This is a genomic window from Burkholderia reimsis (genome assembly GCF_003294055.1).
Lineage (GTDB): Bacteria > Pseudomonadota > Gammaproteobacteria > Burkholderiales > Burkholderiaceae > Burkholderia > Burkholderia cepacia.
This window is the reverse complement of record NZ_QMFZ01000014.1, coordinates 160,804-179,226: the sequence shown is the minus strand read 5'-3', so window position 1 is coordinate 179,226 and position 18,423 is coordinate 160,804. Positions and strand designations below refer to the sequence as shown.

The window sequence follows — 18,423 nt, the reverse complement described above, 5'->3', positions numbered from 1 at the left end:
GGGGCGAATCGGGCGGGGTGTTGTGGCCCCAACGCGGCCGGAACGTGAATGACTGAAAGCGGTGACGAGGGGCGCGCGAGCATCGCGCGATGAGGCGGCGCGCTCGGGTCGGCACACGATGCGAACGGCGTACGCGGGATCCGATGCAAACGCTGCATGCAGCGCGTGCGCGAAGTGATGAAAAACGGGGGAAGGAGAAACGAAACGGGGCGGCGAAGGCCGCCGCCCGTCAGCGCGAAGCCAGCGCGCGCGTATCGATATCGCGCGTGGTATTGGTGTCGCCGTTGTCGGCCGTCTGCGTGTTCGTGTTCCACACGACCCGGTCGTTGACCGCATACAGCCGGCACGCGCCCGCGCCCTGCTTCGCGCAGTTGTCGAGCGCGAGCGCCATCGGGTCGTCGCCGCCTTCGGCCCACGACCACGCGCCTTCCGACGACACCGCGAACGCGCGGCTCGGATGCTGGTTCAGGAAGCGGCGATAGCCTTCACGTCCGGCTTCGTCGACATACGGCACCGCGTTGACCGCGTCGATCGACGCGTAGCCGGTGGCTTTCGGCTCGTGCGGGTTCGCGACCGCGTAGCGCACCGAGGTCGGCAGGTTCAGCTGCGCGAGGAACGCGTTGACGGCTGGCCACCAGACGGGCACGCCGTCGCGATCGACGATCAGCCGGTGCGCGTCGTCCTTGTAGCGGCCGAAATCGATGAACTGGGCCTGCGTGCCGTGCGACACGTAAGCGTCGTGCATCTGCGCGACGAGCCCGGGCGTCCACACCGAATCGTTGTCGCCGTACAGCCACAGCGACCGCACGGCCGTGTGCGCGCCGTACTGGTCGAACGCGTCAACGAGGTTGCGCTGCCAGCCGTCGCAGAGGTCCTGGCGCAGCCCGCCGGAGAAGTTGATGATGCCGCGCACGCCCGGTGCGGCTTCGGTGCCGTACGCGACCGATACGAGGCCGCCGTGCGACGTGCCGGCGACGACGATGCGCGACGCATCGACATACGGCTGGCGCGACATGTAGCGCACCGTCGCGTCGACGTCGGCCGCCTGCGCGAGGCCGTTCTTGCCGACGTTGCAGCCTTCCTGCTGGTACGTGCCGTCCGAGCCCGCGAAGCCCTGGCGGTTCGGCGCGATCACCGCATAACCGCGGCGCACGAATTCGCGCGCGAACGCGAGCGGCCGGCTGCGCGGCTGCAGATGGAGATCGCCGGTGTTCTTGCCGTGGTTGAAGACGACGAGCGGGAACGGGCCGGGGCCGTTCGGCTTGAAGAGCGTCGCCTCGAGCGTGACGGTGCCCGATGCGTCGGCCGGAATGCGGAGGATCTGTTCGTTCAGGTCGGCGGCGACCTGCGGCAGGTTCGAATCGCCGTAGTCGAAGCGTTCGGCATGGGCGAGCGACCCGCTGGCGCCGGCGCCCGTCCCCGTATTGGCGTTCGACAGCGTACCGGCCTGAGCGGCCGACAGCGCGCAGGCCGCCATCCATCCCACCAATACCTTGCTGAACGCCATTCGTAAGCCCTGCCATGCAACATGACTGATCTGAGGGCCATCCTAGCCCGACAAATTCAGGTTGTGCAATGCGGGAATTACCCGGCGTCTGACACAGCAACTATTTGTCAACGTTCACTTACTTCGCCGTCGACGTAACGCCAGAAACCGTGCTCGTCGCGCTCGAAACGGCTCGTCTCGTGGAGCCGGTAAGCGCGTCCGCCGATCTTGTAGCGGGCCACGAACTCGACCTCCGCGTGCCGTTCGTCGAGCGGCGCGTGGCGTTTGACCGTGAGGCCGAGCCAGCGCGGCGCGTCGGGTGCCTCGGGGTCGGTGTCGAGATCGGGCGGGCAGGTGCGCGCGGCCCACGTCGCGCGCAGGTAGCCGGTCGCGCCGAGCACGTACGCGCTGTACCGCGAACGCATTAACTCGAGTGCGCTCGGCGCGGCTTCGCCGCCGTCGATGAAGCGGCCGCAGCAGGCCGCGTAGCGGGGCGCCGGCGCTTTGCCGGCGGGAGCGGGGGACGCGCCGCCGCACGGGCACGCGTCAGGTCGGTTCAAAATCATGCGAAACGGGAATTAACGACGTCCGGTTGTCGGTTGACCACCGGCTGACTACCAGCTCAGCTCGATGCCGTCGTACTGGAAGAAACGGCCGTTTGCCTGCGACACGTCCGCGCCGGATTCGGCGATCACGCGGCGCATGCCGGTCACGCTGGTTTCCGGATCGATCGCGGCCTGCGCGCCGCCCATGTCGGTGCGCACCCAGCCGGGATGGAGCGAGATGCACGCGGCGTGGCGCGTCTGCAGCGACGCGATGCGCAGCACGTCGTTCAGCGCGGCCTTGCTCGCGCGGTACAGCCAGCCGGTCGTGCCGGTCGCCTCGGCGATGCTGCCCATCCGGCTCGACACGACGGCGAGCACGCCGCGTGCGTCCTCGACGAGCGGCAGCAGGATCGGCAGCAGCTGCATCGGCCCGCGCACGTTCGTATGCATCACCGCGTCGAAATCCTCGGCGGTGATCGTCTCGACGCCCTCGGTGCGCGGCCCGTAGACGCCCGACACCATCACGGCCGCATCGAGCCGCTCGCCGTCGAGCTTCCAGCCGAGCGCCGCGATCTGCTCGGGCTGCGTGATGTCGAGTGCATGCGCTTGTGCGCCGAGCGCGCGCAGCGCGTCGAGCGAGGCGTCGTCGCGCGCGGTGGCGATCACGTTCCAGCCGTCGCGCCGGTATTGCCGGACGAATTCGCGGCCGAGGCCGCGCGATGCACCGACGATCAATGCGGTTTTCATGCCCGTCGCTCCTTTGCTTGGCGCCGCCCTGGCGGTACCGGTGTCAGATCCGTTCGATGCGCATCGCGGCCGCGCGGCGTCGGCCGCCCGGCGGCTTGCGCGTTACTTCGCGTCGTCGCACGGCTTCAGCGTGTCGGCCACCGCCTGCGCGACGCCTTCGAGCCGCCGCGCGGCGTCCGCCGCGATCATGTCGTTGTCCGGCGCATGGTTGCCGCCGGCGGTGAGCGCGGCCACGCAGCGCTTGTAGGTCTCGTCGAGCGCGTCGAAGTTCGACACGGCCATCCCGAGGTTGCGCATCCGGCCGTCGTGCACGCCGTACACGAGCCCGTGCACGGTGAGCGACTGGCCGCGGGCCCACGCGTCGTTGACGATCGTCGTGCGGCATACGTTGACGACCTGCTCGATCGCGTTCAGCTCGATCAGGCGGCGATAGCGCGCTTCGCCGACCGGCCAGTCCTCGAGCAGCGCCGCGTGGCGCTCGCGCACGTCCTGCACGTGATGCAGCCAGTTGTCGGCGAGGCCGACGCGGCGGTTGAGCAGCGCGGCATTCACGCCCGAGCAGCCGTAGTGGCCGACGACCATGATGTGCTTCACGCGCAGGATGTCGACCGCGAACTGGATCACCGACAGGCAGTTCAGGTCGCTGTGCACGACCACGTTCGCGATGTTGCGATGGACGAACACTTCGCCCGGCGGCAGGCCGATGATCTGGTTCGCGGGCACGCGCGAATCCGAGCAGCCGATCCACAGGTATTCCGGCGCCTGCTGGTCGGCGAGACGCGCGAAGAACTGCGGATCGTCCTCGAGCTTGCGTTTGACCCACGCATCGTTGTTGTCGAACAGGTGGGAAAGCGGATTGTCTTGGGTGTTCATCGGTGTGGCTTCCGTTGACGGAAATCGGGTCGGTACGGTATCGGGTTCGGTGTAACCGGCGTCAGGCGGCGCGCTGCGCGTCGCCTTCGCCGTCGTTCTGGTCCGTCGCGCCGAAGCGGTCGGGGTAGCGCACGCTGAAGCGCAGCGATGCGTCGTAGGGATAAAAATCGGGCAATTCACCCTGCAGCAGCTTGTCCTTGCTGGCCTGCCACAGCGCGGGATCGAAAAAGTCCGCGTGATGCTTCATGAAGACGTCGCGCACGCGCGGGTCGCCGAGCAGGAACGGCCCGTAGGTCTCCGGGAAGATGTCGTGCGGGCCGACGGTATACCACGGTTCGCCGGACAGCTCGTCTTCCTCGTTGCGCGGCGGCGGCACGCGGCGCACGTTGCAGTCGGTCAGGTACTCGATCTCGTCGTAGTCGTAGAACACGACGCGGCCATGGCGCGTGACGCCGAAGTTCTTGTACAGCATGTCGCCGGGGAAGATGTTCGCCTTCATCAGCTCCTTCACCGCGTTGCCGTACTCCTTCACGCCGTGCTCGACGTCGGTATCGGTGCCGTTCTGCAGGTACAGGTTCAGCGGCGTCATCCGGCGCTCGATGTACAGGTGCTTGATCACGAGATTGTCGTCCTCGTATTCGAGCAGCGACGGCACTTCCTTTTCCAGCTCGCGCACGAGCGCGTGGTCGAGCCGCGCGAGCGGCAGCGCGACGCTCGAATACTCGAGCGTATCGGCCATCCGCCCGAGGCGGTCGTGGCGCTTCACGAGCTGGTACTTCTCCATGATCTGCGCGCGCGTCGTTTCCTTCGGCGGCGGGAAGTGATCCTTGATGATCTTGAACACGTACGGGAACGACGGCAGCGTGAACACGAGCATCACGAGGCCCTTGATCCCGGGCGCGATGATGAAGCGGTCGCTCGAATGCGACAGATGGTGCAGCAGGTCGCGATAGAACAGGTTCTTGCCCTGCTTCTGCAGGCCGACCGACGTGTAGATCTCGGCCTTCGGCTTGCCGGGCATGATCGTGCACAGGAAGTCGACGTACGCGGACGGCACGCCCATGTCGACGAGGAAATACGAGTGCGAGAAGCCGAAGATGATCATCAGCTGGTCGCGGCGCAGCAGCACGGTGTCGAGCGAGAGCACGCCCGGACGCACGTGGCGGATCGGCACCGCGAACGGCAGCACGCGGTCGGCGTTGATGATGCGGCCGACGATGTACGCGCTCTTGTTGCGGAAGAACAGCGACGACAGCACGTGGATCTGGAAATTCGGCGCTTCGTCGAAGTGGCCGAATTCGTCGTGGATCGCCTGCATCACGCAGCCGATGTCGCGCGGGAGATCGTCGAACGCCGGCTCGAGCTGGAAGTTCGTGACGATGCGCTCGAGGGTGGCCTCGAGCCCGTCGGTGCCCGGATAGTACGCGCGGTAGGTCGGCTTCGCGGCCGGCTCGTCGTTCTCGAGATACTCGGTCGAGATCGCCGGGCGCACGAAGATGAAATCGTTGCTGAAGTACGAGCGGTGCAGGATCTTGCAGCACACCGAATTGAAAAACGTCTCCGCGCACTCGGGCTGGCGGTGCGACGTGAGCAGGCCGATGTAGTGCAGCTTGATCTGCTGCCACACTTCGTCGTCGATGTTTTCCGCGTCGTATTCGTCTTCCAGCACCTCGACGCATTCCTTCACGCGATCGTCGTACGATGTGATCCGCTCCCGCGCGAGCCGCTGCAGCCCGTGCCAGTCGCCGTGCTCGAACAGCGTCTTCGCTTCGACGGCCGCGTCGCGGAAGATCCGGTAGTGGCGGTCGAAGTTCTCGAGCATCGTCTGCGCGACGTCGAAACCGATCTGCGAAGACAGCAGTTTGGGGAAGTGATTCATTGCGTGCAGGCTCGTTCGGGAGGGGCTGTAAGCACTCGCCATTTTAGCGCCCAAGTCGGCGTTTAAATGACTTTCGGGGAGACGCGCCCACGGCCTTCAATCGGCGCGTTGTTCGCCGTTGCGTGCCGTTCGGTGCATCTTCGCGTAAAGATACGGGTACGGAACCGATTCTGGCACGAACTTTTTTTGACGGGGCGGCGGCGGCCGGGCACGCGTCGAGCGCGACGGCGATAGAATCGACGCGACGCCCGCCGCGGCCTGCCGCCGGCGCGCATTCGCACCGATAACGACGAGACGCCCCACCGATGAACGCACTGGAACACCAACTCGACTACCCCTTCGCCGACACGCTGCCCGCCGCGGGCGACACGTTCGAGGTCGCGCCCGGCGTGCGCTGGCTGCGCATGCCGCTGCCGTTCTCGCTCGATCACATCAACCTCTGGCTGCTGCGCGACGAGATCGACGGGCAGGCCGGCTGGACGATCGTCGATTGCGGGATCTCGTCGGAGGCGATCCGCACGCACTGGGAGCAGATCTTCGACACGCATCTCGACGGCCTGCCCGTGCTGCGGGTGCTCGTCACGCACTGCCACCCCGATCACTTCGGCCTCGCGAACTGGCTGTGCGAAGGCGGCGACAAGGGCCGCTGGAACGTGCGGCTGTGGATGACGCTCGGCGAGTACATGTTCGGCTGCCTGATGGCGGCCGGCAACGGCTCGAACGCGGGCGGCGCGGCGGCCGCCGATCATTTCGCGCGCCACGGGCTCACCGATCCGGCCGCGCTCGACAAGCTGCGCAACCGTCGCCACTACTACTCGGATCTCGTGCCGGCCGTGCCGCCGCGCTACCGGCGCCTGCGTGAAGGCGATGCGGTGACGATCGGCGCGCGCACGTGGCGCGTCGTGACCGGCTTCGGCCATTCGCCTGAACATTGCGCGCTGCATAGCGAAGCGGACGGCGTGCTGATCTCCGGCGACATGGTGCTGCCGCGCATCTCGACGAACGTGTCCGTGTTCGACCTCGAACCGGAGGCGAATCCGCTCGCGCTGTACCTGCAGTCGCTCGGCCGTTACGAGACGATGGCGCCCGATACGCTGGTGCTGCCGTCGCACGGCAAGCCGTTCCGCGGCGTGCGCACGCGCATCGCGCAACTGCGCGAACACCATGACGCGCGCCTGGCCGAAGTGCGCGTCGCATGCGCGGAAAAGCCGATGAGCGCGGCCGACATCGTGCCGATCATGTTCCGCCGCCGCGAACTCGACATCCACCAGATGACGTTCGCGCTCGGCGAGGCGCTCGCGCACCTGAACCTGCTGTGGCTCGCGGGCGAGCTCGTGCGCGAGCAGGGCGACGACGGCGTGCTGCGGTTCCGCACCGCCGGCTGACACCGCTTCGTTCTCCTCATGCGACGGGTTCGTAGCGCCACCCGTCGCGATGCCACTGCATCGTGTGCGTTGGATCGAGCGCCGCGAGAAACGCGGTGTCGTGCGAGGCGACCACGATCGCACCGGGGAAGCCGGCCAGTGCGGCTTCGATCGCACGCACCGATTCGAGATCGAGGTGGTTGGTCGGCTCGTCGAGCAGCAGCAGTTGCGCGGGCGTGCCGCGCCACAACGCGCATGCGAGCGCGGCCTTCAGCCGTTCGCCGCCGCTCAGCTGACGCGCCGGCTGCGTCGCGCGCGCCGCATCGAGCTGCAGCAGCGCGAGCCGGCTGCGCAGTTCGCCCTCGGCGAGCGGCGTATCGAGCAGCCCAAGTTGTTCGACGATCGAGCGCTCCGGATCGAGCAGCGCGAGCCGCTGGTCGAGATACGCGGCGCTCACGTGCGTCGTGCAGGCTCCTGAACGCGGCGTGAGTTCACCCGCGAGCGTTCTCAGCAATGTCGATTTGCCGCAGCCGTTCGGGCCCGTCAGCGCGATGCGCACGGGGCCGCTCGCCGACCACGTGATCGCATCGGCGGTGCCGGCGATGCCCCACGGCAGTCGCGCGCGTTCGAGCGTGAACAGCTGGCGGCGTGCGCTGACCTCGGTGCCCGGCAGCGACACCAGCACGGGCGCATCGGCTTCGACGCGCGCGGCCGCCTGCTGCACGCGTTCGTCGAGCGTCGCCTTGAAGTCGTGCTGGTGGCGCCGCACCTGCCCCATGATGTTGCGCGCCGCGCCCTTGCGGCTTTGTTTCGCTCCCGACGACAGGTTGGCCGTCTTCGCATCGCGCAGCGACGCGGCCGCGTGGCGCTGGATCGTGTCGTGTTCCTGTTCGAGCCTGCGCCTTGCGCGCCCGCGTTCGGCACGCGCGTTGTCGAGCGCCGCTTGCGCGGCATCCTGATCCGCGTCGCGCTGCGCGCGGTAGAACGCGTAGTTGCCGCCGTACGAACGCACGCCTTGTGGCGTCAGCTCGACGATGCGCTGTACGTCGGCGAGCAGCGCACGGTCGTGGCTCACGATGACGAGGCCGCCGCGCCAGCCGTCGAGCGCCGCGCGCAGCCAAGCGCGGCCCGGCGCGTCGAGGTGGTTGGTCGGTTCGTCGAGCACGAGCAGGCCGGCGCCCGACAGCAATGCGCCGATCAGCGCGACGCGCGCGCGCTGTCCGCCGCTGAGTGCGTGCGCGGGCGTGTCGGCGCGCACGTCGTGCAGGCCGGCCGCGTCGAGCGCCGCGCGCAGCCGTTCCGCGAGATCCCAGCGATCGCCGATCAGGTCGAAGTCGTGCGGTTCCGCGCGGCCGTCCGCGAGACGCGCGAGCGCGCCGAGCGGCGCATCGAGCGCGGCGACCTGCGAGACGGTGCGCGGGTTTGCCGCCGCGTTGCCGTCGTCATGCTGCTGCGCGACGTAGACGACGGGCGTGTGCCGCTCGATCGTCCCCGTGCTCGGCGCGCAGCGGCCCGCGATCAGTTGCGCGAGCTGGCTCTTGCCGATGCCGTTGCGGCCGACGATGCCGGTCGGCGTGCGGTCGATGGAAAGGTCGAGCGAATCGAACAGCGTGACGCCGTCGTCGAAGCGGAAGGAAACGTGATGAAGCGCGACGAGCGCGCCGGTGGGCGTGGCAGCAGCCATAAGCACCTCCAAAAATGCGTGAAGACCTTCGCGCGCGGCGTGCGTGGCACGGCGGCGAAAACATTTCGGGAAGGCTTAGTTGTTCACTTTGGCTGGCGTCCGGTATGAGGAATGAGCGCGCAGTGTAGCAAGCGCGGCGCGCGGGCCGCAAGCGACGGCCCGACGCACCGTCGCTTGCGTGCCACGCGCGAGGGTCGCGTTACTGCACGGCGACCGTCGTGAAGTTCTGCCGTCCGAACGGGCTCACGTGGTAGCCGCTTACGCTCGTACGCGTGAGCGCGGCCGCGGTCGGGTAGCCGAGCGGAATCCACAGTGCCTGGTCGTGGATGATCTTCTGCGCGGCTTCGTACAGCTTCGCGCGCCTCGCCTGGTCGGCGGTCGACTTGCCGTCGGCGATCAGCTTGTCGAGCTGCGCGTCGCAGAAACGCGCGAAGTTGATGCCCGATTTCACCGCGTTGCAGCTGAACAGCGGCGACAGGTAGTTGTCCGGATCGCCGTTGTCGCCGGCCCAGCCCATGAACAGCATGTCATGCTGGCCGAGCTTCGCCTGCTTGATCAGTTCGCCCCATTCGATCACCTTGACCTCGGCCTTCACGCCGATCTTCGCGAGATCGGCCTGCAGCAGCTCCGCGCCGACCTTCGGGTTCGGGTTCAGCACGCTGCCGGTCGGGCGCGTCCAGATCGTCGTCGAGAAGCCGTTCGGGAAGCCGGCCTGCGCGAGCAGCTGCTTCGCCTTCGCGGGATCGTACGCATACGGCGCGACGTCCTTCGCGTAGCTCCACGTATTCGGCGGATACGGGTTGTTCGCGGCCGTCGCGGTGTTGTCGAAGACGACCTTCAGGTAGGTCGCGCGGTCGAACGCGAGGTTCAGCGCTTCACGCACCTTGTCGTTGTCGAGCGGCTTCTTCTGCGTGTTCAGCGCGACGAACGCGGTCATGAACGCGGGCGTCTGCACGACCTTCAGCGCACTTTCGCCCTTCGCGGCGAGCACGTCCTGCGGCTTCGGCGACAGCGCGATCTGGCATTCGCCGGCCTTCACTTTCTGCAGGCGCACCGACGGGTCGGGCGTGATCGCGTAGATCAGCCGGTCGACCTTCGGCTTCGTGCCCCAGTACGTCGGGTTCGCGTCGTAACGGATCAGCGCGTCCTTCGTATAGCTCTTCAGCACGAACGGGCCGGTGCCGACCGGCTTCGCGTTCAGGTCGGCCTGCTTGCCGGCCTTCAGCAACTGGTCCGCGTATTCGGCCGAGTAGATCGACGCGAAGCCCATCGTCAGGATCGGCACGAACGTCGCGTTCGGTTCGTTCAGCACGAACTTCACGGTGCTGTCGTCGACCTTCGTGACCGATTTCACGAGCTTCACGAGGCCCATCGACTGCGCGTGCGGGAAGCCGCTCGCGCCGGCCACCTTGTGCCACGGGTTCGAATCGTCGAGCATCCGCGAGAACGTGAACACGACGTCGTCCGCGTTCAGCGCGCGGCCGGGCTTGAAATAGTCGGTGGTCTGGAACGCGACGTTCGGGCGCAGGTGGAACGTGTACGTGAGGCCGTCGGCGCTCGCTTCCCATTTGTCGGCGAGCGCGGGCACGACCTTCTTCGCGGCTTCGTCGTACGACACGAGCGTGTTGAAGATCACGTCGGCCGACGCGTTGGTCGTGACGAGCGAGTTGTACTGCACGACGTCGAAGCCGTCCGGGCTCGATTCCGTGCAGACGGTGAGCGGCTTGGCGGCGGCGAGGCCGGGGGCGGCGAGGGCGGCGGCGAGCGCGGCCGCGGCGAACAGCTTGACCTGCATAGGATCTCCCACGTGGCTTGTGTTTTTTGCTGGGTGACGGGATGCGGGCGCGGCCCGGAAGCGGGCAGGGCCGGCGCGGCTGGCGAATAGCATACCGTCAAAGCGCGCGACGCGTGGAAAAAGGCGCCTGAACGCGGTGAATTGACCGAAAAACGGCTGCGTTCGCGACGGAACGGGTGTTGGGGCGGCGAGCGGCGGAGCGCTGGCGCCGGGGAGGCCGGGCAGCGACACGGCGAGGACGGCGCGGAAGCGTTGCGGGCCGGCCCTCGCGAATCGAAGTGTCGAAGCCGTCAGGCGTCGGTGCGGAGAGGCGGAGAGGCGGAGAGGCGGAGAGGCGGAGAGGCGGAGAGGCGGAGAGGCGGAGAAGCGGAGAAGCGGCCCGCGATGCGTCACGCGGGCCGTTTGGGCGATCAGTGCGCGCCGGCCTTCGGCTTGCGCGGCGCCTTCTCGAACAGGCGGTCGTAGAGCCAGCGCGGCAGCACGTGCAGCACCTTCGCGACGACACCCATCTGCCACGGAATCACGCGGAACGCGTGCTGCCGGGCGATCGCCCGGGCCGCCCGCGCGGCGAAGCGGTCGGCGTCCATCAGGAACGGCATCCGGTACGGATTGTGCGCGGTCATCGGCGTGCGGATGTAGCCGGGCGCGATAGTCACGACGCCGACGCCGGCCGGCCGCAGCTCGACGCGCAGCGCTTCGAGGTACTTGATTGCGGCCGATTTCGACGCGCTGTACGCGCCGGAGCCCGGCAGCCCGCGCACGCCGGCGACGCTCGCGACACCGACCAGCGTGCCGTGGCGCGCGGCCGTCATCGGGCCGACGAACGGCTCGAACGTCGCGACCATCCCGTAGTAGTTGATGTCCATCACATCGCGGAACGTCGCGAGATCGCCCTGGCCCGTGACGGCGCCCTGGCTGATGCCTGCGTTCGCGATCACGACGTCGGGGCAGCCGTGCGTCGCGATGAACGACGCGGCGGCCGTCGCGAGCGCGTCGGCGTCGCGCACGTCGGCGGAGTAGACGGAGATGGACAGCTTCGGGAAGCGCCGCGCGAACGCGTCGAGGGCATCGGTGCGGCGCGCGACGAGTGCGAGCGTGGCGCCTTGGCGGGCGTATTCCTCGGCCATCGCGAGGCCGAGGCCGCTCGATGCGCCGGTGATGAAGACCTTCAGCGGAGTAGTCATGCCGGCGCGCGGGCGGGGATCAGAGCTTCTTGTCCTGAACCTGCTTCACGAGGAAGTCGAGCACCTGGGCGGTACCCGGGATGCTGTTCGCGTAAGCGGGGCCCGTCTTGTACTTGCCCTGGACGACGACCGTCGGCACGCCGTCGATCGCGTAGTCCTTCAGCAGCTTGGCCGACTGGTTCACTTCGCCCTGCACGCTGAACGAGTTGTATGCGTCCATGAACTGCTTCTTGTCGACGCCCTGCGTGGCCAGGAAGTCGGCCTGCGCCTGCGGCGTCAGCAGGTAGTTCTTCTGCTTGTGGATCGCGTTGAAGATCGCCGGCGTGACCTTCTCGGAGATGCCGAGCGCGGACACCGCGTAGAACAGCTTCGAGTGCGGGACGAAATCGTCACGGAATGCGACCGGGACGCGCTTGAAGTCGATGTTGCTGCCCTGCTTCTTCACCCAGGCCTCGATCGTCGGCTCGAATTCGTAGCAGTGCGGGCAGCCGTACCAGAAGAACTCGATCACCTCGACCTTGCCGGCGGGCGCGGACACCGGCTGCGGCGACTTCATCACCTCGAAGTCCTTGCCGGCGACCGGCGCGGCGGGCGAAGCCTGCGCGAGGCCGGCGGCCAGGCCCAGGGAAAGAAGGAGCGTGCTAAGCAGTTTTTTCATGTTGTGAACGTCGAATCAGTTGCTCGGGTTACGGAACGTAACGGGTTCTGAGTGGGCTCGGCCGGTTGCTTACTGCTTCGTGAAACGGATCACCGCCGTGTCGACACCTGCATCGGACAGGCGCTGGCGGGCCGAGTTCATATCCTCGAACTTCGAGAACGGGCCGACGCGCACGCGGAAGTACGTCACGCCGCTGACATCGCGCTTCGACACCTTCGACTCGAAGCCCTGGAAGCCGAGGCGCGCGCGCTGCTGCTCGGCGTCGCCTTCCGTCTTGTACGCGCCCACCTGCAGGAAGTAGCCGGTATTCGCGTCGTTCGCGGTCGGCGGCTTCGCTGCCGCGGCGGCCGTGGCCGACGAGGTCGGCTTCGGCGTGTTCGCGGCCAGTTGCTGCTGTTGCTGCTTTTGTGCGGCGGCTTGCTGCGCCTGCTTCTGCGCGGCGAAGCGTGCGAGGTCGTCCTCGCCGCCTTGCTGCTGTTGCTGCGCCTGCTGCGTCTTCTTCGGCGGCGGCGTGGTGTCGGCCGGCTTCGGCGCGACGGCGACGCCGTTGCCCGACGACGTGTTGTTCGACGCGGTCGTGCCGTTCGAGCTGCCGGTATTGTTCGAGCCGCTCGAGCCGTTGGCCGACGGCGGCACTTCGACGATCTGCGGTTCGGGCAGCAGGCCGCCCTGGGTCTGGTTCGCAGCCTGGCCCGGCGCGGTGTTCGGCGGTGCCGACTGGGCGGCCTGCGGCACCGGCTGGCCGGGCGTTTTGCCCTGCAGCGCGCGGTTCGGATCGAACTGCTGCGGCTGGCTCGCGCCGTTGTCGGCCGGCGGCGGCGCGACCTTCGACACGAACGGCGACGGGGAACGCGTGATGTAGAGCGCCACCACCACCGCGATCGCGAGGCCGACGATCAGGCCCAGCACGATTCCAAGAAATGTCCCTCCGGCTTGTTTCGATTGTTTCGAAGTGCGGCGTGGTTGTGCCATTGCTTGAGTCACCTGCAAAAAGAATCGTGAAAAGGCTGCGGCGGGCGTCCGACGGCGGGTATCCGACGGCGGGCGCTGCCACGGCCATTCGCTGCCCGGTTCGGGCCGCTTGCGTCGTTACATCTTGGCGGGCGCGGACACGCCGAGCACCGCCAGACCGTTCTCGAGCACCTGCCGGGTCGCGGCGAGCAGCGCGGCGCGCGCATTGCGCGGCGCTTCGTCGTCCACCAGCACGCGCTCCGCATTGTAGAACGAGTGGAATTCACCAGCGAGGTCGCGCAGGTAGAACGCGACCGCGTGCGGCGCCAGCTCGTTCGCCGCGTGCGTGAGCATGTCCGGGTACTCGGCCAGCTTCTGCATCAGCGACGCCGCCTGCGCGCTCGTCAGCTGCGACAGGTCGGCGCCCGGCAGCTGCGCGACGTCGACGTTGTAGCGCGCCTTCAGTTCGTTGAGCACCGAGCAGATCCGCGCATGCGCGTACTGGACGTAATAGACCGGGTTCTCGTCGTTCTGTTTCAGCGCGAGGTCGATGTCGAACACGAACTCGGTATCGGCCTTGCGCGAGATCAGGAAGAACCGCACCGCGTCGCGGCCGCGCGTGATGGTCGCTTCGTCGATCAGGTCGCGCACCGTCACGTAGCTGCCCGCGCGCTTCGAGATCTTCACTTCCTGGCCGTCGCGCATCACGGTGACCATCTTGTGCAGCACGTAGTCGGGGTAGCCCTTCGGGATCCCGATGTGCAGGCCCTGCAGGCCGGCGCGTACGCGCGCGATCGTGCCGTGGTGGTCCGAACCCTGGATGTTGATCACCTTCGTGAAGCCGCGCTCCCACTTCGTCACGTGGTACGCGACGTCCGGCACGAAGTACGTGTACGTGCCGTCCGACTTGCGCATCACGCGATCCTTGTCGTCGCCTTCGTCGGTCGTGCGCAGCCACAGCGCGCCGTCCTGTTCGTAGGTCATGCCGGCCTTGATCAGCGCGTCGACCGTCTTCTCGACGCGGCCTTCGCTGTACAGCGACGACTCGAGGTAGTACTGGTCGAACTTCACGCCGAACGCCTGCAGGTCCATGTCCTGCTCGCGACGCAGGTACGTGACCGCGAACTTGCGGATCGCGTCGAGATCCTCGACGTCGCCCGTGCCCTTGACCGGCTCGCCGTCCGACGCGGCGACCGTTTCGCCTGCCAGGAAGTCGCGTGCGATGTCGGCGATGTACTCGCCGTTGTACGCGGCTTCCGGCCAGCCCGCGTCGCCCGGCTTCAGCCCGCGTGCGCGCGCCTGCGTCGAGATCGCGAGGTTGCCGATCTGCACGCCTGCGTCGTTGTAGTAGAACTCGCGGTGCACCGCGTAGCCCTGGCTCGCGATCACGTTCGCGAGTACGTCGCCGAGCGCGGCCTGGCGGCCGTGGCCGACGTGCAGCGGGCCGGTCGGGTTCGCCGACACGAATTCGAGCAGCACCTGCTTGCCTTTCTCGCGATCCGACGTGCCGAACGCGCGGCCCTGGTCGAACACGGCGGCGATCACCGCCTGCTTCGCGGCGGCCGACAGGCGCAGGTTGATGAAGCCGGGGCCGGCGATCTCGGCGGCGTCGACGAGGCCTTGCGCGCCCGGCTGGGCGGTCAGGGCGGCGACGATCTGTTCGGCGAGCTGGCGCGGGTTCGTGCCGAGCGGCTTGGCGAGCTGCATCGCGACGTTGCACGCGACGTCGCCGTGCGCGGCGACCTTCGGGCGCTCCAGCGTGATGGTCGGGGCGACGAATGCCGCGTCGGCGCCTTTCAGCGCGTGTGCGACCTGCTTGACGCTATCCGCGAGCAGGGCTTCGAGGGTCTGTTTGTGTGCTGGCAGCATGCTGGTAGAAGGCTTCGTTGGTGGCGGCCGGAAACGCCGGCCCGCCGGCGCGCTTTTTAAGCGCGCGTTTCAGGGATCGCAGAATTTTAACAGGTGCTAATATGCCGCTCAGGCGGCCCGCGTCCGCGAGGCCGGACGCCGGTCTGCCGGCGTTCCCCAACCGCGCCGCGCAGGCACAACAAGATGAAAAGGGAATTGTCATGATTACGTTCAAGAGCAAGGCGGCACAGGATCTCGACGTGCTGAAGGATTTCGCCGTGTATGTGCTGGGTCTCGTCGGCAAGCAGCTGGGCGAGCGCGGCGTGATTACGCACGACGAGCTGGACCACGCGATCGCCAAGCTGGAAGGCGCCGTTGCGCAGGCGAAGCAGGAGCGCGCCGAGCATGCCGGCCATTTCCACGAGGACGAAGCCGACCACGCGCACCACGAAGTGCCGCCGAGCCTGGCCCAGCGCGTCGCGCCGTTCCTCACGATGCTGCGCGAAGCGAAAGCCGGCGAAGCCGACGTGCACTGGGGCTTCTGAGCGTCCTTGCCCGGCGGTCCGAAAGGATCGAAAGGCAGAAAAAAGCCCGCTTCCGAGCGGGCTTTTTCTTTTGTCTGACGATAGCGGGCGACGGTGCGCCCGCCGAAGGGCCGGTCAGAGCTGCGGCGCAAGCGCGCGGCGCGCGTCGTCGAGCGACAGTGCCATGCGCTGCGCGTAGTCCTCGAGCTGATCCTGTCCGATTTTCCCGACCGAGAAATACGTGCTGTCCGGATGCGCGAGATAGAAGCCCGACACGCTTGCGGCCGGCAGCATCGCCAGCGAGTCGGTCACGCTCATGCCGATCTCGTCCGCGTGCAGCACGTCGAACATGTCGCGCTTCACGAGGTGGTCGGGGCAGGCCGGGTAGCCGGGCGCCGGGCGGATGCCCGCGTACTTTTCCGCGATCAGCGCATCGTTGTCGAGCGTCTCGCCGCTCGCATAACCCCACAGCTCGCGCCGCACGCGCGCGTGCATCGCTTCCGCGAACGCTTCCGCGAAGCGGTCGGCGAGCGCTTTCAGCATGATCGCGCTGTAGTCGTCGTGGTCGGCTTCGAACTGCTTTTCCTTCACGTCGACACCCAGGCCGGCCGTCACAGCGAACATCCCGATGTAGTCGGCGACGCCCGATTCCTTCGGCGCGATGAAGTCGGCGAGCGAGCGGTTCGGCCGCATCACGCCGTCGACCACCGGGCGCACGCTCTGCTGGCGCAGGTTGCGCCACGTGAGCAGCACCTCGCTGCGCGACTCGTCGCTGTAGATCTCGATGTCGTCGTCGTTGACGGTATTCGCCGGCAGCAGCGAGATCACGCCGCTCGCGGTCAGCCAGCGGCCCTGGATCAGGCGCGCGAGCATCGATTTCGCGTCGGAGAATACGCGGCGCGCCGATTCGCCGACGATCTCGTCGTTCAGGATCGCCGGGTACGGGCCCGCGAGATCCCAGGTCTGGAAGAACGGGCCCCAGTCGATATAGTTCGCGAGCTCGTTCAGGTCGTAGTTCTTGAACACGCGGCGGCCGATGAACTTCGGCTTCACCGGCTGGTAGCCCGCCCAGTCGACCCGGGTCTTGTTCGCGCGCGCCTCGGCGAGCGTGACCATCGGCTGCGCCTTGCGGTTCGCGTGCTGGTCGCGGATGCGTTCGTAGTCGGACTTCAGCTCGTCGAGGTACTTCGCCGCGCCTTCGTCGGACAGCAGGCTCGATGCGACCGACACCGAGCGCGACGCGTCGGGCACGTAGACCACCGGGCCTTCGTAGTGCGGCGCGATCTTGACCGCCGTGTGCACGCGCGAGGTCGTCGCGCCGCCGATCAGCAGCGGGATCTTCTTCACGCGGAAGTAGTCGTCGCGCTGCATTTCCGACGCGACGTATGCCATTTCCTCGAGGCTCGGCGTGATGAGGCCCGACAGCCCGATGATGTCCGCGCCCTCGACCTTCGCCTTCGCGAGGATCTCGTTGCACGGGACCATCACGCCCATGTTGACGACTTCGAAGTTGTTGCACTGGAGCACGACCGACACGATGTTCTTGCCGATGTCGTGCACGTCGCCCTTCACGGTCGCGATGACGATCTTGCCCTTCGCGCGCACGTCGCCGCCCGCTTCCGCGAGCAGGCGCTTTTCTTCCTCGATGAACGGGATCAGGTGCGCGACCGCCTGCTTCATCACGCGCGCCGATTTCACGACCTGCGGCAGGAACATCTTGCCCTGGCCGAACAGGTCGCCGACGATGTTCATCCCGTCCATCAGCGGGCCTTCGATCACGTTGATCGGGCGGCCGCCGGCCGCGGCGATCTTCGCGCGGACTTCTTCGGTATCCTCGACGATGAAGTTCGTGATGCCGTGCACGAGCGCATGCGAGAGCCGCTTCTCGACCGGCTGGTTGCGCCACTCGAGGTTCTCCTCCTTCTTCGCGCCGCCCGCCTTGAACTTGTCGGCGATTTCGAGCAGGCGGTCGGTCGAATCGTCGCGGCGGTTCAGGATCACGTCCTCGACGCGCTCGCGCAGTTCCGCGTCGAGCTCGGCGTACACGCCGAGCTGGCCCGCGTTCACGATGCCCATGTCCATCCCCGCCTGGATCGCGTGGTACAGGAACACGGTGTGGATCGCCTCGCGCACCGGGTCGTTGCCGCGGAACGAGAACGACACGTTCGACACGCCGCCGCTCACCTTCGCGTACGGCAGGTTCTGCTTGATCCAGCGGGTCGCCTCGATGAAGTCGACCGCGTAGTTGTTGTGCTCCTCGATGCCGGTCGCGACCGCGAAGATGTTCGGGTCGAAGATGATGTCTTCCGGCGGGAAGCCGCACTGGTTCACGAGCACGTCGTACGAGCGCTTGCAGATCTCGGTCTTGCGCGCGAACGTGTCGGCCTGGCCCTGCTCGTCGAACGCCATCACGACGGCCGCGGCGCCGTAGCGGCGGATCAGCTTCGCATGATGGACGAACGCCTCCTCGCCTTCTTTCAGCGAGATCGAGTTCACGATCGCCTTGCCCTGCACGCACTTCAGGCCCGCCTCGATCACTTCCCACTTCGACGAGTCGATCATGATCGGCACGCGCGCGATGTCCGGTTCCGATGCGATCAGGTTCAGGAAGCGCACCATCGCCGCTTTCGAATCGAGCATCGCCTCGTCCATGTTGATGTCGATCACCTGCGCGCCGTTCTCGACCTGCTGGCGCGCGACGGCGAGTGCCTCGTCGAACTGGCCGTTGAGGATCATCCGTGCGAACGCCTTCGAGCCGGTGACGTTGGTGCGCTCACCGACGTTGATGAAGAGCGTTCCGGACGTGACGTTGAACGGCTCGAGGCCGGCGAGGCGCATCATGTGATCGGTCATGGCGGTGCGAATTCTGGTGATGAAGGGCGTGG

General features: G+C 67.3%; 14 protein-coding genes. 2 read left to right on the top strand and 12 right to left on the bottom strand.

The genetic code is table 11. The features are described 5' to 3' along the window. Positions 1-229: 229 nt before the first annotated feature. The 5 genes from DPV79_RS18365 to aceK all read right to left on the bottom strand — a co-directional run bounded on the left by DPV79_RS18365 (position 230) and on the right by aceK (position 5,530). On the bottom strand, positions 230-1,507 hold the full coding sequence (locus DPV79_RS18365) for a dienelactone hydrolase family protein (RefSeq protein ID WP_060224729.1): 1,278 nt from the start codon (positions 1,505-1,507) through the stop codon (positions 230-232). Positions 1,508-1,614: 107 nt separating this feature from the next. Then, positions 1,615-2,052 (bottom strand): YchJ family protein, encoded by a 438-nt coding sequence (locus DPV79_RS18360; protein ID WP_048026266.1) that lies wholly within the window; start codon positions 2,050-2,052, stop codon positions 1,615-1,617. A 48-nt stretch (positions 2,053-2,100) separates the two neighbouring features. Beyond that, positions 2,101-2,778, bottom strand: coding sequence for an SDR family oxidoreductase (locus DPV79_RS18355; protein ID WP_021157400.1), 678 nt, complete (start codon positions 2,776-2,778; stop codon positions 2,101-2,103). 102 nt (positions 2,779-2,880) lie between these two features. Then, entirely contained in the window at positions 2,881-3,651 is a 771-nt protein-coding gene (can, locus tag DPV79_RS18350; protein WP_021157399.1) for a carbonate dehydratase, read from the bottom strand. Positions 3,652-3,712: 61 nt separating this feature from the next. Further along, complete coding sequence (gene aceK / locus DPV79_RS18345; protein ID WP_060307246.1) at positions 3,713-5,530, bottom strand: bifunctional isocitrate dehydrogenase kinase/phosphatase; 1,818 nt, start codon at positions 5,528-5,530, stop codon at positions 3,713-3,715. Between the two features lie 305 nt (positions 5,531-5,835). On the opposite strand from aceK, the gene DPV79_RS18335 reads away from it, so the two are divergent. Beyond that, positions 5,836-6,915, top strand: coding sequence for an MBL fold metallo-hydrolase (locus DPV79_RS18335; RefSeq protein WP_021157396.1), 1,080 nt, complete (start codon positions 5,836-5,838; stop codon positions 6,913-6,915). Between the two features lie 16 nt (positions 6,916-6,931). Here DPV79_RS18335 and DPV79_RS18330 read toward each other — a convergent pair whose 3' ends face one another. From DPV79_RS18330 to argS, 6 genes are all read right to left on the bottom strand, one after another. Further along, on the bottom strand, positions 6,932-8,578 hold the full coding sequence (locus DPV79_RS18330; RefSeq protein ID WP_113046101.1) for an ABC-F family ATP-binding cassette domain-containing protein: 1,647 nt from the start codon (positions 8,576-8,578) through the stop codon (positions 6,932-6,934). Between the two features lie 199 nt (positions 8,579-8,777). Next, a complete protein-coding gene (locus tag DPV79_RS18325; protein WP_059554307.1) occupies positions 8,778-10,373 on the bottom strand; it encodes an ABC transporter substrate-binding protein in 1,596 nt (531 codons plus the stop codon). A gap of 410 nt (positions 10,374-10,783) precedes the next feature. Continuing rightward, positions 10,784-11,557, bottom strand: a complete 774-nt coding sequence (locus DPV79_RS18320) for an SDR family oxidoreductase (protein ID WP_021162605.1) — start codon at positions 11,555-11,557, stop codon at positions 10,784-10,786. Between the two features lie 19 nt (positions 11,558-11,576). Beyond that, complete coding sequence (locus tag DPV79_RS18315; protein ID WP_021162606.1) at positions 11,577-12,215, bottom strand: thiol:disulfide interchange protein DsbA/DsbL; 639 nt, start codon at positions 12,213-12,215, stop codon at positions 11,577-11,579. 69 nt (positions 12,216-12,284) lie between these two features. Next, on the bottom strand, positions 12,285-13,187 hold the full coding sequence (locus tag DPV79_RS18310) for an SPOR domain-containing protein (RefSeq protein WP_048026272.1): 903 nt from the start codon (positions 13,185-13,187) through the stop codon (positions 12,285-12,287). Between the two features lie 117 nt (positions 13,188-13,304). Continuing rightward, positions 13,305-15,035 carry an arginine--tRNA ligase gene (argS, locus tag DPV79_RS18305; RefSeq protein WP_113046100.1) on the bottom strand — a complete coding sequence of 577 codons (1,731 nt, stop codon included), beginning with the start codon at positions 15,033-15,035 and terminating at the stop codon, positions 13,305-13,307. Positions 15,036-15,235: 200 nt separating this feature from the next. Here argS and DPV79_RS18300 point away from each other — a divergent pair, with 200 nt between their 5' ends. Beyond that, complete coding sequence (locus DPV79_RS18300; protein ID WP_011353361.1) at positions 15,236-15,559, top strand: DUF1840 domain-containing protein; 324 nt, start codon at positions 15,236-15,238, stop codon at positions 15,557-15,559. Between the two features lie 114 nt (positions 15,560-15,673). Here DPV79_RS18300 and metH read toward each other — a convergent pair whose 3' ends face one another. Continuing rightward, positions 15,674-18,391 carry a methionine synthase gene (metH, locus tag DPV79_RS18295; protein WP_165843530.1) on the bottom strand — a complete coding sequence of 906 codons (2,718 nt, stop codon included), beginning with the start codon at positions 18,389-18,391 and terminating at the stop codon, positions 15,674-15,676. Positions 18,392-18,423: the final 32 nt, after the last annotated feature.

Excerpts from the sequence above, each read along its gene's own strand:
- DPV79_RS18360 (WP_048026266.1), bottom strand. The coding sequence starts at position 2,052 with ATGATTTTGAACCGACCTGACGCGTGCCCGTGCGGCGGCGCGTCCCCC.
- DPV79_RS18300 (WP_011353361.1), top strand. The coding sequence starts at position 15,236 with ATGATTACGTTCAAGAGCAAGGCGGCACAGGATCTCGACGTGCTGAAG.
- DPV79_RS18365 (WP_060224729.1), bottom strand. The coding sequence starts at position 1,507 with ATGGCGTTCAGCAAGGTATTGGTGGGATGGATGGCGGCCTGCGCGCTG.
- DPV79_RS18310 (WP_048026272.1), bottom strand. The coding sequence starts at position 13,187 with ATGGCACAACCACGCCGCACTTCGAAACAATCGAAACAAGCCGGAGGG.
- can (WP_021157399.1), bottom strand. The coding sequence starts at position 3,651 with ATGAACACCCAAGACAATCCGCTTTCCCACCTGTTCGACAACAACGAT.
- DPV79_RS18330 (WP_113046101.1), bottom strand. The coding sequence starts at position 8,578 with ATGGCTGCTGCCACGCCCACCGGCGCGCTCGTCGCGCTTCATCACGTT.
- DPV79_RS18320 (WP_021162605.1), bottom strand. The coding sequence starts at position 11,557 with ATGACTACTCCGCTGAAGGTCTTCATCACCGGCGCATCGAGCGGCCTC.
- DPV79_RS18315 (WP_021162606.1), bottom strand. The coding sequence starts at position 12,215 with ATGAAAAAACTGCTTAGCACGCTCCTTCTTTCCCTGGGCCTGGCCGCC.
- metH (WP_165843530.1), bottom strand. The coding sequence starts at position 18,391 with ATGACCGATCACATGATGCGCCTCGCCGGCCTCGAGCCGTTCAACGTC.
- DPV79_RS18325 (WP_059554307.1), bottom strand. The coding sequence starts at position 10,373 with ATGCAGGTCAAGCTGTTCGCCGCGGCCGCGCTCGCCGCCGCCCTCGCC.
- DPV79_RS18335 (WP_021157396.1), top strand. The coding sequence starts at position 5,836 with ATGAACGCACTGGAACACCAACTCGACTACCCCTTCGCCGACACGCTG.
- argS (WP_113046100.1), bottom strand. The coding sequence starts at position 15,035 with ATGCTGCCAGCACACAAACAGACCCTCGAAGCCCTGCTCGCGGATAGC.
- DPV79_RS18355 (WP_021157400.1), bottom strand. The coding sequence starts at position 2,778 with ATGAAAACCGCATTGATCGTCGGTGCATCGCGCGGCCTCGGCCGCGAA.
- aceK (WP_060307246.1), bottom strand. The coding sequence starts at position 5,530 with ATGAATCACTTCCCCAAACTGCTGTCTTCGCAGATCGGTTTCGACGTC.